The sequence below is a fragment of the Tissierella praeacuta genome, from assembly GCF_040396155.1.
Classification (GTDB): Bacteria; Bacillota; Clostridia; order Tissierellales; family Tissierellaceae; genus Tissierella; species Tissierella praeacuta_A.
The window spans coordinates 22,875-43,927 of the sequence record NZ_JBEBOY010000010.1 but is presented as its reverse complement, the minus strand read 5'-3'; the positions used below and the strand labels follow the sequence as shown (position 1 = coordinate 43,927).

Genomic DNA, 21,053 nt, shown 5'->3' with positions numbered 1-21,053 from the left:
TAGTTAAATTATAGTAGGAGGTTAAAATAATGAATCAAAGGAATAATACTTATGCATTAATTTTCTCAGGTTTGGCAATAGCAGTAAATATTGTACTTGGCACAGTAATAGACATGTTAAGTATACCATTGTTATTCTTAGATACTGTGGGAACCATATTTACAGCTGCATTTATTCCTAGAATTACAAGTAATCTTGTTGATAAAATAGCAAGTTGCATAATGGTTGCTTTCTTGATACAAAGACTTCCTAAGAGATATATTGGAGGTATAAGATAGATGGAAAGAAGTAAAAAAGTAGTTTTTATATCTCATTGTATATTAAACCAGAACACAGTCGTTAATCCATTGGCTAGAGCTAAAGGAGCATATAGAGATATAGTTCAAGAGATTATGAACAATGGAATTGGAATTCATCAATTACCTTGTCCCGAATATAGACACTTAGGATTAAATAGAAAACCTATGAATAAATTAGAATATGATACTGTAGATTTTAGGACGCTTTGTAAAGATATATCTAAAGATGCCATAAATATGATGAAAGAGTATTTGGAAAATGGATATGAAATTGTAGGACTTATTGGAATAAATAACAGTCCAACTTGTAGTATAAGAACTACAAAAGGAATACTTATGGAGGAGTTATTGTCTTTAGTCGAAAAGGAAAAGATACATTTAAATACACTAGATGTTCCCACAAAATATTTTGATGGAAAAGATAATAAAAAATTCATAGAAGATTTAAGAGAATTTATAAAGAACTAGGTGAGATTTCACCTAGTTCTTTCATTGATTAATATGCAGTCCAACCAGCATCAGCTACAATAGTTGCGCCATTTATTAAGCTAGATTCATCTGAAGCTAAGAATAATGCAATATTTGCAATTTCTTTAGGCTCACCAGATCTTATGTTATTTGAAGTACCAGACATAATTCTACTAACTCCAAATGCATTAGGCTTTTGATGAGAAGCTATTTCTGTATCTACTCCACCAATTTGTCTATATCCTCTTGGTTAGATACATCTCCTTCAAAGGGAATGATTATTCCATTATACCCAGTAGTAGAATTTACCAGCTCCTCTAATTTGTTCATTCTTCTAGCCACAGCAACTACCCTTGCACCTTCCTTGGCAAAGAGCAAAGCCATTTCCTTACCTATACCAGAACTAGCTCCTGTAACTAGAACAATTTTTTCATCTAATCTCACTTTTCACCTCCAAAGATATTATATATTTATTTTCTCCTATTTAATATGAGAAATCAAGAAAATTTTAAACTCATATATTATGGAGTATTTTCTAACAAATTTAAAAATTATAGAATTTACTGTAACTTTTTGTCCGTTCAGACGAATAATATATGAAAGACAATGGAGGACTCCAATGGTAGATGATAAAATTTTATATAAAAAATTTCTTAAAGGTAATATAACTGCCTTCGAAGACCTTGTATTTACTCACAAGGATAACTTAATATACTTTATTTCTCGATATACTGGAGATATCTTTATTGCAGAAGATATTGCTCAGGATGTATTTGCCTATGTCTATGTTTACAAGGAAAAGTATAAATTTGACTATTCTTTTAAAACTTATATATATACATTAGGACGAAATAAGGCTATAGATTATGTAAGAAAGCAGTCAAGGTTAAAGGTAATTCCTTTTGAGAGAGATAATGAAATATTATTAGATGAAGATAGTATAGAGGAAAAGGTAATAAAAGATGAAGAGAAAAAACTCCTTTTTGATAGCTTGAAAAAGTTAAAGTCTGATTATGAAAAAGCTATTTATTTAGCTGACTTTGAAGAATTATCCTATGAAGAGATATCAAAAATTCTAGGAAAAACCTTAGGACAGACAAGAGTATTGATCCATAGAGCTAGGAAAGCTCTTAAAGATGTATTGGAGAAGGGAGCTGGAGATGATGAAAGATAATAGGGAATTCCTAGAAGGGGTATATAAGAAGGCAGGAGCATTAGAAAGAGAAAAGGTTAAAAAAAGTAGAATCTATAAAAGATATGTAAAGATTTCATCTATGGCAGCGGCTATAGTTATAATAGTTCCTTTACTATTGTTTAAGAGACAAAACTCAGTTCCAAAAGACTATACTGAAATTCCTCAAATAGCTAGGATGTTTACCATAGATGACCCTATGATTAGCTTCTATGAAGCAGACTATATAGTTGTAGGAGAAACTAAGAAAATTGATAGAAGTCAATATGTAAAAGAAAATAATTATATATATACAGATATTACCATAAGGGTTGATCAGGTTTTTTTAGGAGGTATTTATGAAAACGAAATTATTCTTAGGATAAAGGGAGGAAAAGCAGAAAAGGAAAAGGTTTTCTCTCAGATGGAAGGTGAATTTAAGAAGGGAAAGAAATCTTTATTATTTCTTCGGGAAGAGGAAGGAGTATATTATTTAGTGAATGGCAATGAAAGTCAATTTTTAGAGGTAGAAAAGGATATCTTTATAGATAAACTTGGAAACCAATATAATATAGATGACATAAAAGATAACATAGATAGGAGATAAATAAAATGAAAAAAATATTTGGATTATTTTTAGTGATGATAATTATGGTTTCGTTTTTAGGAGGCTGTACGCCGAAGAAAAATGAAGTAAAGGTAGTAGATTTAGGGGAAATACATGCTGCAGTTAAGGAAGCACTTGGTGAGGATTACTATCCAAATAGAGAATTAACTGTAGAAGAAATAGAAAATTTAATAGGAATAAAGGTAGAAGATATGGAAACATTTATTGCACAATCACCAATGATAAGTGCTAATGTAGATACTTTTATTGCAATTGAAGCAAAAGAAGGAAAAGGAGATACAATAGAAGAAGGTCTAGAAAAATACAGAAAATACCTTGTAGGGGAATCTTTACAATATCCTATGAATATTGCTAAAGTAAATTCTGCTAAAGTAGTTAGACATGGAGATTATGTTTTCTTTTTAATGCTTGGTAAATTTGATGATAGAGAAAATACTACAGATGAAGAAAGACTTGAATTTGCAAAGGGAGAAATTCAGAAGGTAGAAGATGTTATCAATAAGTTTTTTGAGTAAATTACAATCTAGTCTGGTTTTTTATCAGACTAGATATTTTTTGGAGGATTACTATGGTTTTTAGTAGCGTATTATTTTTATTTTATTTTTTACCATTTGTTTTAACGATATATTTTATATCGCCTAAAAAATATAGGAATTTCATACTATTAATAGGAAGCCTTTTATTTTATAGCTGGGGAGAACCTAAATATATATGGATTATGATATTTTCAACAGTTCTTGATTATACCTGTGGTAGGTTAGTTCATTATTATAAATATAATGAAAACATAAACAAAGCAAAGATATGGTTAGGAGTATCTATATTTGTTAATTTAGGATTATTGAGTTTCTTCAAATACTCTGATTTTCTTATATCCAATATAAATAATATATTAGGTTCTAGTATTCCACTATTAAACCTTACTTTGCCTATAGGAATATCATTTTATACTTTTCAAACCATGTCCTATACAATAGATGTCTATAGGGGAGATACAAAAGTACAAAATAATATTATCTCCTTTGGCACCTATGTTACCCTTTTTCCTCAACTTATAGCAGGACCTATAGTTAGATATCAAACTGTAGCAGAAGAGATAGATAATAGAGTAGAATCCTATGATTTATTTAGTGAAGGTATAAAGAGATTTATTTTAGGTCTAGGAAAGAAAGTTTTATTGGCAAATAATATAGGCATCCTTTGGAATAATATATCCCATTTAAATATGTCAAATATTCCAGTGCTAACTGCTTGGCTTGGCATATTGGCTTTTAGTTTTCAAATATATTTTGACTTCTCCGGATATTCAGATATGGCTATTGGTCTTGGAAAAATATTTGGATTTAATTTCTTGGAGAATTTTAATTATCCTTATATGTCTAAAAGCATTACTGAATTTTGGAGAAGATGGCATATATCCTTGGGTACATGGTTCAAGGAATATCTATATATTCCCCTAGGGGGCAATAGGAAAGGGCGATTTAATCATATTAGGAATATATTAATAGTTTGGATCTTAACTGGAATATGGCATGGCGCCAGCTGGAATTTTGCTCTATGGGGATTATTCTTTGGGGTTATATTGATTGTAGAAAAGTTATTTATTCTTGATCTATTAAAGAAATTACCTCAGTGGATTACAAGAATTTACACTCTATTTCTAGTCCTTATATCTTGGGTCATATTTGCCTTTGATTCCATAGCAGATGGACTAAATTATATCAAAATTTTATTTGGATTTGGAAGTAATGGTATTTACAACCATACATCTTTATATCTACTATATACAAATATATTATTATTTTTAATTCTTATACTAGGGTCAACGGATATACCTAAGAGATTGTGGAAGTATGTCAATATCAATAATAGATTTAATAAGATATCATGGATTATAGAAAACATATTTTTATTCGGAGTCATAGTATTATCAATAGCATATCTAGTAGATCAATCTTATAATCCATTTTTATATTTTCGTTTTTAGGAGGATGTATATGAAAGAAAAAACAAGAGTTATAATATGTACTGGATTATTACTATCCTTATCCATAAGTAATATATTATCACCCAAAAGGGTGTTTTCCAATAAAGAAAATAGATATCTACAAGGGCTTCCAAAGCTTAATTTGGATACTATAATATCAGGAAGGTTTAGTAAAGATTTTGAAACCTATACAACAGATCAATTTATCTCTAGAGATAACTGGATAGGATTAAAGACAATTTCAGATTTATCTTTATTAAAGAAGGATAATGGCAGAGTTTACTTTGGAAAAGAAGATTATTTATTTGATATAGATAAGGAAATAGATGAAGAACAATTAAAGAAAAATATAGAAAGTATCAATATATTTTTAGATAAAATGAATAAGCACAATATCCATGTTACTTCTCTATTGGTACCTAGTAAGTCTACAGTTCTAAATCATAAATTGCCTTTATATGCACCTATAATTGATGAGGACCTTATTATAGATAAATTGGAATCCTCCTTTAACGGAAAAATGAAACTAATAAACTTAGTAAAGGCTTTAAGTGAAAAATCTAATAAAGATATATACTATAGAACTGACCATCATTGGACTACTGAAGGGGCTTTTTATGCTTATAAATATTATATGAAAGCAATGGGAGAAAATCCATTGAAAGAAGAGGATTTTATAATAAAAAAGGTATCTCAAGAGTTTTGGGGAACTAATTATAGAAAGGCTAATTTTTATTTAGGAAAACCAGATAATATATATATCTATGAGCCAAAGGAGAAGTTGGACTATAATATTAAAATTAATAATAAAGAAAAAGTTCATAGTCTTTATGATGAAACTTATTTAAATAAAACTGATAAGTATTCTTATTTCTTAGGAGGAGATAAATCATTAATAGAAATAGAAACATCAGTGAAGAATAATAAAAGTTTATTGGTAATTAAAGATTCCTTTGCCAATAGTCTTATTCCATTTTTAACAAATCATTATGAAAAAATTATAGTGATAGATCCTAGATATTTTAATATGAGTATAGAAGATCTCGCTAAAGAAAAAGAAATTGATGAGGCACTAATTTTATTTAATGTACAAAATTTTGCTAAGGAAAAAGCTTTGTTTATTTTAGGAAGATAAGGTAATTAATAAACATAAGTCAAAAAAGTATGTGAATACAGTAAATGATAAATACCTATATCAAAATTGTTTTAATCTTTACCGAAGAAGGACACTAAAGAGAGACGAAGACTTGTACCGATAAAAGGAGATTTTCAGATTTATCTAAGACAATTGAAGGCTGCTTTTTGCAAAGCGTTGTCCCTATGTAATGGATATATGCACCTAGTCCTCTTAGTCTACCATCAGGCTGTAAGTTTGTTACTAGATGTCATGAAATAGGACCAGAATTAATAGAAAGGAATCAGATCTGTCATTTATATTAAAGAGATTGATATGACAAATAATAGTATGGTATTTCGCAATATAAGAATATATATTAATAAGGTAGTATATTATAATTAATATTTATGATAAAGATATTAATTAACTCATTATAAGTTGGAATAATGTCATAGGTTATCCCAACTTTTTTGTGTATAAGTTTTTGATAATATAACGAAGTTAGGGGTAATAATTGGACTAGTGGTATAAAGATAATATTTTATATCTATGATAGTCAAAAGGATGAGGATATGATAAATCATAAAAAACCAGAAATTCGACATATTATCTCTATAGCTATTTCCATCATAATTGGATTTACGGTTATTAGCAGACTTTTAATAATTAATTTTTTTAATGAAGATATTAAGTATATATCGGAAAAAGGAGTATTAAATTTAGATGATTGGAGACTGGATGAAGAAGAAAATATTAAATTAGATGGAGAATGGGAATTCTATCCTGGAATATTACTTGAACCTAAGGAAATAAAAACTAATAAATTTAAAGAATATGAGAAAATTAGAAAATATGTAAGAGTTCCTGGTTCATGGGAGTCCTATTTAAATGAAGATGGATCTATAGATGGATCTGGGACATATCGGCTTATTATAAAGGTCCCAGAAGATAGAATATATGGTATTAAAACAAGAACCATACGATCGGCAAGCCGTATTTACTTAAATGGGCAGGAAGTTGCTCATACAGGAATTACTTCCATAAGGAAAGAGGGTTTCAAACCGGAAAGCAAGTATAAAATAGGAATTGAAAATAGTTTAAATAAAGAACTTGAATTAATAATTCAAGTTTCAAGCTATGAATATAGAGCAGGAGGTATTCTTAAGTCTATTTACTTTGGTTCATCTGAATCAATTATGAAAGACAATAATAAGAGCCGTGCATTAGATGCACTGGTGATTTCAGGTTGCTTAATTATAGGTATACGTTTTTTTATAATAGCTTTACAACGAAATAGAGAGCGTTCTTTAGCATATTTTAGCGGAGCTAATTTCTTCATGGGATTATATCTATCAACTATGAATGAGCAGCTTCTAGATTTAATATATAACTATGATTTTATAACTAGAACTAGAATACAGACCCTAGCAATGATAATGTCAACTGCTTGTTTTTTACAATTTATACATCATTTTTTTAAGGAATATAGCAATGAAAAGATTATAAAGAAAATAACTGGTTTTATGCTTTTATTGATGCTTTTTATATTTAATAATCCAGAAGAACCATTATCAATCCCTATAGGAATTCAACAGATTCTAATCATAATTGGTTATACAATAAGCTATATTTATATATTTTATATTTTATTAAAGGCAATATATAACAAGGCATATTCCTTAGAATATATTTTAATAATTACAACTTCAATATTTTCATACTGGTTTATAACTGCATTGAAAATATTTTTAGAAATAGATTTGGGCAATATTCCCATTATGTTAATTTTGTTAATGATGATTAGTGTGGCTTCATTAATGAGCCATAGACTTCAGTTAGACTATCAAGAAGCAAATTCCCTTTCTGAAAAACTTATAAGATATGATAGATTGAAAGATGAATTTCTAGCTAAAGCATCCCATGAAATGAAAACACCTTTACATGTGATGCTTAATTTAGCAAAGAACTTATTAGAAGGGAAAAATGGAAGTTTAAATTTCCGGCAGCAAGAAGATTTACTGTTTATATATCAAGAAGGTCAAAGATTAACTCGTTTAGTAGAGGATATATTAGATGCTTCTCAGATAAAGAAAGGAGAGATAAAGTTAAGATTAGGCTCTATTGAGCCATATAAGATCGTGGGAGATATGTTAAATGAGATGAAATGTTTAATTCCAGAAAATAAGACTCTTTCATTAAAGAATCAAATTCCGAGAGTATTTCCGACATTAAAAGCAGACTCTGATAAATTTAGACAGATTATCTATAACTTAGTTCATAATGCAATTAAATATACGAAACATGGAGAAATAGCTGTTTCTGCATCTGTAATAGATGGACAAGTTGAAATTAGAATCTCAGATACTGGAATTGGAATTGAAGAAAAATATTTTAAGGAAGTTTTTGATATTTTCTATCAAAAAAATGAAGAAGGACAAATGGAACCGGGACTAGGGTTAGGGCTATCCATAGTAAAATATTTAGTGGAATCTCAAGGTGGTAGGATATGGGTTGAATCAATTTATGGAAAAGGTTCTACTTTTAAATTTACATTACCAATATATACTGGAAAGGAAGAGGATAAAAAGAAAATGGTTTCTACAAAAGAAAATATTCTTAAACCTATTACATCTGTAGAACTATCCCCTAAAATGGAAAGAGAAAATAAAAATTATATAGGTAGACCAAAGATTCTAATAGTAGATGATGAACCATTAAATCAAAAAATCTTATGGGATCTTATGGAAGAGTTAGAGCTCAATGCTATTCTAGCATATAGCGGCAAGGAAGCTTTAAATATTGTTGAAAAGAATAAGATAGATTTAATTATTTTAGATTTTATGTTATCAGATATGTCTGGAGAAGTAGTATGTAAAGAAATCCGCCAGAAATACTCTATGGCAGAACTTCCTATTTTAATTTTAACAGCATCAGGAAGAACAATTGATTTAATGAATGCATTTGATTATGGCGCCAATGACTTTCAGAGAAAGCCTGTAGATGCAGAAGAATTAAAATCTAGAATTCAATCCTTGTTACTAATGAAAAAATCAGTAGAAGAAGGGTTGGAAAAGGAGTTTCAATACTTTTATTCACAGATATCTCCTCATTTTTTGTACAATACATTAAATACTATTATTGGTCTTAGTTATAAAGATGATGAGAAGGCTAGGAAAGCCCTAAGTAATTTGTCTATTTATTTTAGGGGGAAGCTTGACCTTCATAGAAAGAAGGGTCTTATTACTTTGGAATCAGAATTAGAATTAATAATTGCATATTTAGAAATTGAGCAAATGAGGTATGGGGAAAGGCTAGAGATTGAATATGATATTGAAGAAGGGTTAAGTGCTATGATTCCACCACTAACATTACAACCTATAGTAGAAAACTCTGTACGACATGGGATAGTAGCTAAAAATCGTGGTGGAAAAATTAAGATTTCTGTAAAGAAAGAAGATACAGATTTCATAAATATTGTAATAGAGGATAATGGCAGGGGAATGCCTATTGAAAAGCAACAAGAATTATTGAAAGGAAATAGCCAAAGAGTCGGCTTTACAAATGTATTGAAGAAAATAAAGATATTAAAAGGAGCAGAGTTAACATTAGAAAGCAAAATAGATGAAGGTACAAAAGTAAAGATTGTTATTCCGGAGGTAAAATATCATGAGAGTTATTTTAGTTGATGATGAACCTATTGCATTAGATGTGCTGACAATCATGCTTTCTTCTTATGAAAATATAGATATTATGGGTAGTTATACTAATGCTATAGAGGCATTAGAAAAATCTAAAAAAATACGGCCAGAAGTTATATTTTTAGACATTGAGATGGGGGAGATAAATGGACTAAAAATTGCTGAGCTTTTTATGGAACAGCTTGATGATGTTGAGATAGTCTTTATTACGGCTTATTCTCAATATGCAGTAGATGCTTTTGAGATAAATGCCATTGATTATTTATTAAAACCTATTCAAAAAAAACGTCTTCACAAAACTATTGAAAGGTTAAAAGAAAAGATTAGTGGAAAACATACACAGGATGAAAAGAAGGATACTAAAAAATTGAGAGTAAATAGTTTTGGAGGGTTTGAGGTATTAGATAGTATGAATAAACCTTTGATTTGGCGTACTCAAAAATCTAAGGAGTTATTTGCTTATTTGTGGAAGAAGAGAGAAAGAGCAGTTCCTAAAATGCTGATTATGGATACGATTTTTCCAGATAAAGACTTGGAGAAGGCTAGTACTCTTCTTCACACTACTATCTATCAAATAAGAAAGAATCTAAAGAAAATTGGCTGGTCAAATGGAATTATCCATTTTAATGACAGCTATCAATTGAATGTCCCTGTCATAAGCGATATAGAGGAATTAGATAGGATATTGGAGTCGAAGGAATATAGTGATGAGAATATAAGAGAAGTTTTAGAAATTTATAAAGGAGACTTTCTAGAAGAGGGGTATCATTGGGCATTAGATGTCCAGCAGATATATAGAGATATGGTTTTTAATATATTAGAAAAGTTCACAAGAGAAAAGCTGGAAAATGAAATATTCTCTTTAACTTTAAAGGCATCTTTGGATAAAATCTATAAAATGGATTCTTTTAATGAGGGTGTAGCTAAGATGATGATCCATTATTATGGCAAACAGAGCAAGAGGGCCAGTCTAGAAGCTTTTTTCAATGATTATGTAGAAAACCTTTGGACTGAAATGGGATTAGAACCAATGGAAAGTACTCTAAGGTTATATAAAAAGTATATGGATTTCATATAAATTGTTGTATTTTATAAAGCGTAATCTTTATTTGTTCAGATGTTGTTCAGAACATATAGATATAATCGAGTAATAAGTATTGCTCTTCTTAAGTTTAAGGATATTTTGTCAGATTTAATAATTTTACTAGAAAAATTTGTAACATATAGGTAAATAGTTATAAGAAAGGATGATTGTGAAAAAATGCAGAAAAGGTTTAATAACAACTTGAAATACTTAAGTTTAAACATAAAAATATTATTATCTGTTTTGATGATATTTTTGCTATTTGTATCAATATTAGCTTTTATAGGATTGAAGGGCTATATCAATATAGCAGTTAATACAGAGGAGAGGAATCTAGAAAATGTAAATAATGTTGCAATTGATGCACTGGCTTCTGCCAGTCGTGCAAGTAAATATGTAAAATCTCTTATTGATGAAGAAAGTCAAGAATTAAATGATATACTATCTCCTCAAAATTATATAGAAAGCATAAACATTGGGAAGGAAGGATTTTTCGCAGCATTTAATGAAAAAGGAGAAATAAAATTACATTCAGATAAAGATTATATGCAAAAATATGGTTTTGAAATTAAAGATAAATATGCTCTTATATATGAAGATATACTTAATTATTCCTTAGAAAATACGCCTAAAGGTGAGGGTTCTGATAGAACCTTCATAGGGGAAGAGCGGTTTATATTAGATGGAAAAAATTATTATGGAAGAATCGAAAGATGGAAAAGTCTCTATATAGCAAGTATATTAGACGAATACTCAATTGTAGAAGAAGCTAGGCGAGAAATATTGAAGATACTTGTTTTCTTATCTATTGGTATTATAATTGCCTCAATGATTTTTATTTACTTAATTAAAAGGTTAGTAGGGGATAAGATGAAAATCATTCGAGACAATGCGCGAAGGTTTGGACAAGGTGATTTTGAAAATCTAGAAGAACTTAAGGTTAATATGAGTGATGAGATTTCTGAAACTAATGAGGTACTAATAGATTCCTCTAAAAATATGTTGGACATAATAAAAACTTTAAGTGAAAATAGTGAAGAACTATTACTAGAAGGAGAAAATCTTCAGGATTTAACTAGAAGCTATAGTCTTGGAAGTAAAGAGATTGTAATTGCAGTAGATGAGATTGCTAGTGGAAGTGAAAATCAAGCATATGAGACTATGAGAGGACTAGAGAAATTAGGTTCATTAAAACAAATAATTGATGAGGAAGAAGAGAAACTAGGGATATTAAATTTAAGAATCGAAGATATAGACAAATTAAAAGAAGAAGGAAATGAAATAATAGAGACTTTAGAAGAATATACAAAGAGAAGTAATGATGCGGCCGTAGAAGTAAAGCAGGTCATAGACCAGTCTAATTCTAATGCCAATAAAATAGAAGAGGCAAGTGCGAAGATAAAAGGAATAGCTAATCAAACCAATCTTTTAGCTCTTAATGCAAGTATAGAAGCAGCTAGAGTAGGTGAATATGGTAAAGGATTTGCAGTAGTTGCAGATGAAATAAGAAAATTATCAGAAGAATCCAATGTATTTGCTTTAGAGATTGAAGAAGTTATAAAAGAATTATTATTAGATTCTGAGAAGGCAGTAAAGCTAATGAACGGAGTAAGGAAAGAAACAGAGTATCAAACTGAAAGTGTAGAAAAAACAGGGGAAAAGTTCCAAAGGATAAGAGAAAAAATAGAAGAAATAAAAAATATGATAAATGAACTTAATGAAAGTCGAATGATTCTTGATGCGAGAAAAGAAGAAATAACAGAAGTGATAGAGAATTTAAGTGCAATCGCAGAAGAAAATAACGCAAATACAGAAGAAGTAAGTGTAAAAGTAGAAGAACAGAAAAATAGTACATTGAGATTAGAAGATTTAAGTAAACACCTAGGAAATGTGGCTGAAAGTTTAATGAGCAAATTAGAGATGCTGTATAGTACTAAGTAAGTATGTCTATTTTAATAAAATATCTCTTTAGAGAATGATTTTGCTTTATAAAGTAAGAGGAGTTGTTAATATGGATGTTTTCAGAGTATACGATTTGAAAAGCTATTTAGACGGACTTGAGAGACTATTTGATATTGTTCGGATTGTAAATCCCATATCGAAGAAAATTGTTTATCAGAATGGTAGTGGAGATACTATAATCCATGGTGATGACTGTTATGGACTTTGGGGAAAAGGAAAGCCATGTGATAACTGTATATCATTTCGAGCTATTAGAGAAAGAAAGAGTTTTACAAAAATTGAGTATAAGGGGGATGGTGTATACATGGTCATAGTATCTCCAATTATATTTGGAGATACTATATATGTATCAGAAGTATTGAAGGATCTTACAGAAACAGGAATTGTAACTGGATTAAATGGATTAAGTATTAGAGAAACAACAGATATTATATCTATGCTTAATCAGAAGGTTATAAGAGATGATTTAACAGAAGCATATAATAGACGATATATAAATGAGAAATTGCCCTCTGATATTCTTTCAGCAGCAAGAAATAATGAAAAAACCTCTGTTATTATGCTAGATATTGATTATTTTAAAGAAATAAACGATATGTATGGACATCTTGCTGGGGATTTAGTTCTAAAAGAGTTAACCAATATAATAAAATGTAAAATTAGGAGAGATTATGATTGGGTTGCAAGATTTGGGGGCGATGAGTTTCTTATAGTTCTAAAAAACTCAGGTATAGAAGTAGCCAATAAAGTTGTAAAAGAGATTCAAATGGCCTTAAGGAATAAGGTTATTAGGTTTGATAACTATATAATAAAATTAACAATTAGTTTTGGCATGTATGCAATAGAACCAGGCACTAAATGCTTTGAAGAAGCACTCCATATAGTTGATAAGAACCTAAATATAGCTAAAGAAAGTGGTAGGGACATGGTAATATCATCATAAAGTTTTGATATCATATTAGGATCTTAAAAGAAAGAATATGATGGGGGCTGGGGAATTGGAATATCTTTATGAGTTAGTAAGATGTAAGGTAGGTATCCCTATAAAATTATTTATACACTCTGTAAACGAACTAAAGATGCATTGGCATAGAGAAATGGAAATACTATTAGTCTTACAAGGCTCAATTAATATTAGAATAGGAGATAACCAATATACATTAAGGGAAAATGATTTTATTTTAATTAATCGTAATGAAGTCCACAATACAAGTAGGACTAAAGACGATAATATAGTATTGGCATTACAGATTGAAACAGAATATTTTGATAGATATTTTTCGGAGTTTAGCAAGAGGGTATTTGATTGTAAGTCTTTTATGTATGCTGAAGAGGAACAAGAGAGATTTGATATTATCAGACATCATTTAGCAAAAATAGTATGGGAATTAAATAAGATGAGATGTGGGCATCAATTTATAATAGGTTCAGAAATATTTTTATTTGCTAACCACCTAATTAATAATTTTGAAAGTTTTATATTAGAAGACGATAGAGCTGAAATGGCTAATAAAGATATTTTAAGATTAAATAATATTATAAACTATATAGATGAAAATTTTGAAAGAGGAGTAACACTTCAAGACATAGCAGATAATGAAAACCTTAGTATCTATTATTTATCTCATTATATAAAAGATATGATGGGAATATCTTTTCAAGAATATATGAATCTCAAAAGATTAGACATAGCTGTAGATTTGTTAACTACAACAAATAGGACAATAACTGAAATAGCCTTTGAAAGCGGATTCCCTAGTACTAAATCCTTAAATAATCTTATTAAAAAGGTATACGACTGTTCTCCAACACAGTATAGGAAAGAATATACAGTAAGTCCTAATAGTATATATGATTTAAATGGAGATAAGGAGAAAATAAGGAGTAGAACATATTTGGATGTAGATAGAAGCGCAGCATTTTCAAAATTATATAAATATTTAAAATGGGATTTAACGGAAGAAAAGCAGGTATTCCATAATGTAGAAGAGGTAATCAATATAGATGGAGCTTGTAGTGGAATTAGACATAATTTCTATTGGAAAAGATTGACTACATTTGGAAGAGCGGTAGAAGGGTTAAGGAGGGAATGGCAAAGTCAATTAAAGGAGGTTCAATCTGAAATTGGATTTGAATATATTAGATTTCATGGCATTTTTTCAGATGAAATGATGATATGTAATATTGGTGATGATGGAGATATCATATATAATTGGTCCTATGTAGATGAACTATTTGATTTTTTTCATGAAGTCAATATTAAACCTTTTATAGAATTAGGATTTATGCCGTCAGAAATAAAAAAATCCGATGAAACCATGTTTTGGTGGAGAGCAAATATTTCTGGACCAAAGGATATTAGTTTATGGACGGATTTGGTTAAAGAATTTATAAAACATTGTATAAATAGATATGGTCTAGAGGAAGTAGAAACTTGGTATTTTGAAATTTGGAATGAGCCAGATTTGGAATATGTCTTTTGGATTGGAGGGAAGGAGGAATATTTTAAGTTCTATAAGGAAACTGTATTAGCGGTTAAATCAATATCCAATAAATTAAAAGTAGGAGGACCTTCTATTACTTATCAAATTTTAAAAGAAGAAACATGGTTTGAAGATTTTTTACTATATTGCAATTATAACAGAGTACCTTTGGATTTTATATCTTTTCATATTTATCCTGAAGCCTTCTTGTCAGATGAAAAGGTAGAAAAGATGATGGCAGAAGTAAAAGAAGGGGTAGAGCCTTCGAAGCTAATGGAAGAATATCAATGGCTAAAAAGGATTTATTTTGATAAGGATCATACATTTGAAACTATAAAATATGCTCGTGATAGTATGGTAAAATCCTTATATTATAAACCTGAAATCCATATAACGGAATGGAATACTTCATCATGCTGCCGAAATCCAATTAATGATACATGTTTTGTTGCTACTTTTATCATTAAAAATATTTTAGACAACATAGGTATGGTAGACTCTCTAGGCTATTGGACATTTACAGATATCATGGAGGAAACAAAAGCTGGTATTTCTCATTTTCATGGGGGATTTGGTTTAATAAATAAAGATGGATTAAAGAAACCATCATATTTTGCATATTATTTATTATCAAAGCTAGGAAGGTCTATTATAGAACAAGGGGAAGAGTATATAGTTACTAAGAATAATGATGATATTCAGATTTTAGCCTATAATTTTGCATATTTCGATGAATTTTTTATGAATGGAGATATATCAGCAATAAGTAATACTGAAAGATATTCAATATATGAAGTTAAAACTGAAAAGGTAGTAGAAGTTAATATATCAGGACTTTTAGGAAATTATAAAATTATAAAATATTATTTAAATAGAGAAGATGGTTCAGTATTTGATGAATGGGTAAGGATGGGAAATCCAGAGAATATGACTAAAGAAGAAATTAACTATCTAAGAGGCAAAGCAAAGCCTAGAATAATGGTGGAGTATATAGACATAGAGGGAGAGTATTCAGAAAGTTTATATATCCCAGTCCATGGAGTAGAACTTCTAATATTTGAAAAGCAAATATAGGTATAAAAACTTAAATTTAAATACCTTTTTATTAAACAGACTATATTTAGAAACATAGTCTGTTTAATTTTTGAAAAACTAGCAAGAAAAGGTATAGAATTTACCAAGATTAGCATATATATGTAACTTAGTATGACATATAATAATATACTAGCAACAAATATATAAGAAAGGAGGAAAGAATATTGAAGATATTTTACAAGAAAACTAGATATAGCATAATAATCATGGTTATTTTAGCTATGCTACTTCAAATAGTTGGACCTATGATGTCTAGCTATTCTTTTGCTGATGAGGTGAAGGAGGGGGTTGAAGAAGAATTAGGAGTAGAAGAAGATCACGACCAGTTACCAGATATAGAAGATATTGTAGAAGTAGAAGATGAAAGTAAGCCATGGGAGGATGACACAGAGAAATTAGAAACTCCAGGGGATGAGAACTCTGAGGTGACGGATGAAATAGATAAACCAATAGATGATGAAATCAATGAAAATACAATTGACCAAGATGATGAAGAGATAAAAAATTCAGAAGAAGAACATGTTGATGAAGAAGAGATAGAAGTTATAGAGGAAGAACCAGCTGTTGAAGAGATTAAAGTACCAGTTCAAGTTTTAGATGAAGAAGGAGGAAAGGATTTAGGGAATATCTTTAAAACTGTAATATTAAAGGTGGATGGTAAAGAGATTTCAGAAGATATTCAAATTAATATTACAGATGACACCACGGTTTCTTTAGAGTATACATGGGAAATAAATGATTCCGTTAGTCTTCAGAAAGGGGATATAGCTAAAGCTACAATCCCAAAAGCATTCAGTGGAATTAGTGGTAGAATGAATGGAAAGCTAATATCTGATGAATATGGTGAAGTTGGTGACTACATCATAGGAGAAGATAATGTACTAGAACTTATTTTTAACGAGAAGCTGGTAGGCAAAGTTGATAGAAAAGGCATCGTAGGATTTCTTCTCGAGTTTAATTTAGAAGAATTTGAGGATGATACTTCTCAGACTATTAAATTTGAAGATCCTATAAAGAAAGAATTTACAATAACCATTAAACCTGGAGGTAAGACTTCTTCAATTTCTAAGTCTGGTAAACCTAATGCAGAGATAAATGCAACTACTATTGATTGGGTAATAGATGTAAATACATCTTTAGACGAACTTAAAGATGCTGTAGTTGAAGATATTATTCCAGAAGGATTAGAATTAATATCAGACACTATAAAAATCTATGATTTATCAGTTGGATATGAAGGAAAGTTAACTGAAGGCAGTGAGGCTAAAGATATAACTACAATTATAACTGATAATGGATTTACTGTGAAATTAGGTGAAAGGAATTCTGCCTATAGGATTAAATATAGGACTAAAATAGTAGATTATATGAAAAATGGATATATAAATAAAGCTATTTTAATGGATGGAAAAGATAAGAAAGGGGAAATAGAATATAAGATAGATAAAGTTTCTAGAGGCTCTCTTATAGAGAAAGATGGGGGGGTCAATAAGAACTTAAATCCTGATAAGATTACTTGGACCATAGATATAAATAAAGCTGAACAGATTTTAGAAAATGTATCTATTGAAGATTTTATACCAAAAGATTTAATTGTAGATAATGACTCCATAAGGATATTTGAACTGAAAAAAGAAGGAAATGGATGGGGATATGGGAAAGAATTAACTGGTGAATTTAATGAAACAGGAAAACTTCAATTTCCTAAGATTAATCTAGGCAATCTTAATGGAAAAGCATATCGTATTTTATTTGATACCAAAATAGAATATGGAAATGAGTATCAAAGAGAAACTAAATTTATAAATAAGGCTATATTAAAAGAAAATAATGAAGAAATAGATAAAGCTAAAAAAGAGGTTGTTGTAAAGAGAGATTCACTTTTGGAGAAGAGTGGTGAGGAAACGACAAATTATGATAAGCCACATATTACATGGACTATAGAAGTTAATAAGGCTAATCATAGTATTAAGGATGCAGTAATAAAAGATACTATAGGAGAAGGACTAAAATTAAGAGATGGGAGCTTAAAAATATTTGATAGTGAGAATAAACTTGTAGCTTTAGGAGAGAATTCTTATCCCAAGTTTATTAAGAAAAGTGATAATGAATTTGAGATAAAGTTTGGAGATATAGATTCAAAATATAAGATAGAATATATTACAGATATTATAAATTCAGATAAAGTAGACTCATATACAAATAGTGTATCTTTAGAAGGTGAAGGTCTAACAGGGATAGGAATAGAAGACAATATAAAAACTGGAGAGATTAAACCTGGAAATGAAGTAAGGAATATTTACGACAAATCCGTAGAATGGTGGAAAGATGTTGATGGAATAGAATATAGAGGAATAGATTATTTAGAAAAAACCATGAGTTGGAAAATCACAGTAGATGCCATTAAGGAAAGAATAACCGAACTTGAAATTACAGATGATTTTGAACCTAATGGTAGTATGGTATTTGTAAGCAACAGTTTAAAGGTAGTAAAAAATGGAGTATTAGTAGAAGCAAGCAATTACAATTTGACTGATAATAAGCAAAATGGATTTGTTCTCAAGTTTAATGATAAGCTTGATAGAGCAAAATATGAAATTTTCTATAAAACATCCTTTGATCCAGATGAAGTATTAGCAGCAGGTGGAGCATTAAATCATACTACAAAGTATAATAATAAAGCTTTATTTATTGGTAAAGTAGAAGATGTAAATAATGTCGAAAGATCTTTAAGAGAAGAGGATGATGCAGATATATGGATGGAAAAAAATATATTTAATGGTGGAATGAAGGATGGGGACTTAGATAGGGAAGGAAGAAAAATCACATGGAAGATTTATGTGAATGCTCTTGGACAAGATTTAAAAAGACAAGATTTTATTATAACAGATATTCTTAGCCAAGGTCAGGTATTTGATGAAGGGACTTTAGCTGTTAAAGAATATAGTCTAAATAAAGATGGAACTTTTTCTATTGGTACTACCCTAGACCCTAATGAATATGAAGTTAGAGAAGCAGAAGATGGTTTTATCTTAACTTTTAAAGGTGGCATAGATAAACCCTATCTAATAGAATATATCACAAAGATAGAAGGCATATCTGAAGAGAAATATGTTAATACAGCAGAAGTAAAAGGTAAAAATACAGATAAGGAATATAAAAAAGAGTTAAGATATAAAGACCACAATAAATTTATAGTAAAAGAAGGGGTAAATGTTGAGAAGAACACGGCTTATACTGACGATGAGATAAACTGGAAGGTTATATTAAATGAAAGTTTATCTGATATAAGAAATGCAGTGTTTAAGGATATTATAAGTGTTGGTCATGTATATGTGAATGGTAGTTTGAAAGTATATAGGGGTTCTATAGGAGAGAATAATTTAGTAGAGTTGGAAGAAGGAAACTTGACAAAAAAGACTCTTGAATCGGGAGCAGTAGAATTAGAGTCGAGATTAGGGGATATTAATACTGTTTATATAATTACCTACGATACTGTAGTAACAGCTATAGGAGGTAAGATTACAAATAATGCTTTATTTAGTGGTGAGAAGTTGGATTCACAAAATTCAGGAGAAAAGAGATTTGAAGTAAAACAATCATCTTGGGGAACAGGAGAAGGTAAAGAAAATAGGGGAAGTATAAAAATAATAAAAATTGATGGAGATACTAAGGCATCTATTGATGCTGAATTTGAGCTATACTATTATCTAAATGGAGAAAAACAAGTAGTAAGTGGTGAAAGCAAGATTACTGAAAATGGAGAATTAAGATATGATAATTTACCATTTAGAAAATATCAGCTTAAAGAAATAAAGTCTCCTAATGGATATAAAGGATCCAGTGAAACAATAAACATAGATTTGAATAAAGACGAAAAAGCTATAGAAATAACAGTAGAAAACTATAAACTGGGTTCATTAACCATTAAAAAGGTAGATAGTCAAGATAATGCTAAGATTTTAAAAGGTGCAGAGTTTAGGTTAACTAATGATATAACTAAAGAGGTTTATGATTTGGTTACAGATGAAGATGGAGAAGCTAAAGAAGAGAATTTGACTCAAGGTAAATATACATTAATAGAAACTAAAGCTCCATTAGGATATAGATTGAATTCTAATCCTATGGAATTGATTATTGGTAAATATGATTCTGGTGAATTAAGACTAGAAATAGAGTTAGAAATAGAGAACATAAAAAGACCAATAGATCCAGAGCCAATTAAGGGTCGCATCAACCTTAAAAAAATAGACAAAAATGATTCAACAAAGGTATTATCTGGAGCAGAGTTTGAAGTTATAAATTCTAAAGGTGAAGTAGTAGGTATATTGGTTACAGATTCCAATGGGATTGCAACAATAAATGATTTACCACTAGGTGAATACAAAGTAGTAGAGATAAAAGCACCAAAGGATTATGAGTTGAATTCCAAGGAATATAAAGTTAAACTAGATGCTGAAAATCAAGAAATATTGCTTACAGTAGAAAACAAACAAAAATCAACGGATCCAGGACCGGGGCCAGATCCAAAGCCGGATCCAAAACCAGATCCAAAACCGGATCCGAAAGATAAAGACAGAGAACCAAAGGATAGGGATAGGGATAGAGACCCAAAATCAAAGCCAGAACCTGAGAAACCAATTGAGCCAGAAAAGCCAACGAAACCAGACGGACCAGTAGAAATAGAAAATATAGTAGAACCAGAAGAACCTGCTGAATTTGAACCACCAAAAGATGAAGAAGAATTAATAGAAATAGATATAGAGGCTCCTTTAGGTGGTATAAAATCAGAAGTAAAACCAGAGATAGAAACGGAAGCTAAAACTAAAACTGAGACATTGCCAAGAACAGGACAATTAAATTCAATATTATTCTATTTTGCAGGATTATTCTTCATAGTAGTAGGGATAATTATAAGAAAAAGAATAGCTTAGTTGAAAAGGCAGAGAATTTTGAACAGCCAAAGTTCCATATTTTATTGGACTTTGGCTGTTGAATTTTTATATACAGAATAGTTTATAATTGGGAAAATACGGTATATAATAGGTATAAAGTTATATA

The 21,053-nt window shown here is 29.7% G+C and carries 15 protein-coding genes; 13 read left to right on the top strand and 2 right to left on the bottom strand.

From position 1 onward, the window contains the following. Positions 1–29 precede the first annotated feature (29 nt). Both ABWP20_RS07020 and ABWP20_RS07015 read left to right on the top strand, forming a co-directional pair. Positions 30–278, top strand: a complete 249-nt coding sequence (locus ABWP20_RS07020) for a hypothetical protein (protein ID WP_353095076.1) — start codon at positions 30–32, stop codon at positions 276–278. Then, positions 279–767 (top strand): CD3072 family TudS-related putative desulfidase, encoded by a 489-nt coding sequence (locus tag ABWP20_RS07015; RefSeq protein ID WP_353095075.1) that lies wholly within the window; start codon positions 279–281, stop codon positions 765–767. Positions 768–795: 28 nt separating this feature from the next. On the opposite strand, the gene ABWP20_RS07010 is transcribed toward ABWP20_RS07015, so the two are convergent. Both ABWP20_RS07010 and ABWP20_RS07005 read right to left on the bottom strand, forming a co-directional pair. Beyond that, positions 796–936, bottom strand: coding sequence for an SDR family oxidoreductase (locus tag ABWP20_RS07010; RefSeq protein ID WP_353095130.1), 141 nt, complete (start codon positions 934–936; stop codon positions 796–798). 50 nt (positions 937–986) lie between these two features. After that, the gene (locus ABWP20_RS07005; protein ID WP_353095074.1) at positions 987–1,211 is read right to left on the bottom strand and encodes an SDR family NAD(P)-dependent oxidoreductase; all 225 of its coding nucleotides are present in this window, start codon (positions 1,209–1,211) and stop codon (positions 987–989) included. Positions 1,212–1,386: 175 nt separating this feature from the next. On the opposite strand from ABWP20_RS07005, the gene ABWP20_RS07000 reads away from it, so the two are divergent. The 11 genes from ABWP20_RS07000 to ABWP20_RS06950 all read left to right on the top strand — a co-directional run bounded on the left by ABWP20_RS07000 (position 1,387) and on the right by ABWP20_RS06950 (position 20,926). Further along, positions 1,387–1,941, top strand: a complete 555-nt coding sequence (locus tag ABWP20_RS07000; RefSeq protein ID WP_353095073.1) for an RNA polymerase sigma factor — start codon at positions 1,387–1,389, stop codon at positions 1,939–1,941. Continuing rightward, positions 1,931–2,545 carry a hypothetical protein gene (locus ABWP20_RS06995; protein WP_353095072.1) on the top strand — a complete coding sequence of 205 codons (615 nt, stop codon included), beginning with the start codon at positions 1,931–1,933 and terminating at the stop codon, positions 2,543–2,545. The genes ABWP20_RS07000 and ABWP20_RS06995 overlap by 11 nt, the downstream gene beginning before the upstream one ends. 5 nt (positions 2,546–2,550) lie before the next feature. Beyond that, entirely contained in the window at positions 2,551–3,081 is a 531-nt protein-coding gene (locus ABWP20_RS06990; RefSeq protein ID WP_353095071.1) for a DUF4358 domain-containing protein, read from the top strand. Positions 3,082–3,134: 53 nt separating this feature from the next. Further along, entirely contained in the window at positions 3,135–4,553 is a 1,419-nt protein-coding gene (locus tag ABWP20_RS06985; RefSeq protein WP_353095070.1) for an MBOAT family O-acyltransferase, read from the top strand. Between the two features lie 10 nt (positions 4,554–4,563). Continuing rightward, positions 4,564–5,688: a DHHW family protein gene (locus tag ABWP20_RS06980; RefSeq protein WP_353095069.1), complete on the top strand. Its 1,125-nt coding sequence runs from the start codon at positions 4,564–4,566 to the stop codon at positions 5,686–5,688. A 554-nt stretch (positions 5,689–6,242) separates the two neighbouring features. Then, entirely contained in the window at positions 6,243–9,356 is a 3,114-nt protein-coding gene (locus tag ABWP20_RS06975; protein WP_353095068.1) for an ATP-binding protein, read from the top strand. Next, positions 9,337–10,446 (top strand): response regulator, encoded by a 1,110-nt coding sequence (locus ABWP20_RS06970; RefSeq protein WP_353095067.1) that lies wholly within the window; start codon positions 9,337–9,339, stop codon positions 10,444–10,446. The genes ABWP20_RS06975 and ABWP20_RS06970 overlap by 20 nt, the downstream gene beginning before the upstream one ends. 183 nt (positions 10,447–10,629) lie before the next feature. Next, complete coding sequence (locus tag ABWP20_RS06965) at positions 10,630–12,393, top strand: methyl-accepting chemotaxis protein (protein WP_353095066.1); 1,764 nt, start codon at positions 10,630–10,632, stop codon at positions 12,391–12,393. A gap of 70 nt (positions 12,394–12,463) precedes the next feature. Continuing rightward, entirely contained in the window at positions 12,464–13,357 is an 894-nt protein-coding gene (locus tag ABWP20_RS06960) for a GGDEF domain-containing protein (RefSeq protein ID WP_353095065.1), read from the top strand. Positions 13,358–13,412: 55 nt separating this feature from the next. Beyond that, complete coding sequence (locus tag ABWP20_RS06955) at positions 13,413–15,971, top strand: GH39 family glycosyl hydrolase (RefSeq protein WP_353095064.1); 2,559 nt, start codon at positions 13,413–13,415, stop codon at positions 15,969–15,971. Positions 15,972–16,156: 185 nt separating this feature from the next. Next, complete coding sequence (locus ABWP20_RS06950) at positions 16,157–20,926, top strand: collagen binding domain-containing protein (protein WP_353095063.1); 4,770 nt, start codon at positions 16,157–16,159, stop codon at positions 20,924–20,926. The last annotated feature ends 127 nt before the right edge of the window (positions 20,927–21,053 follow it).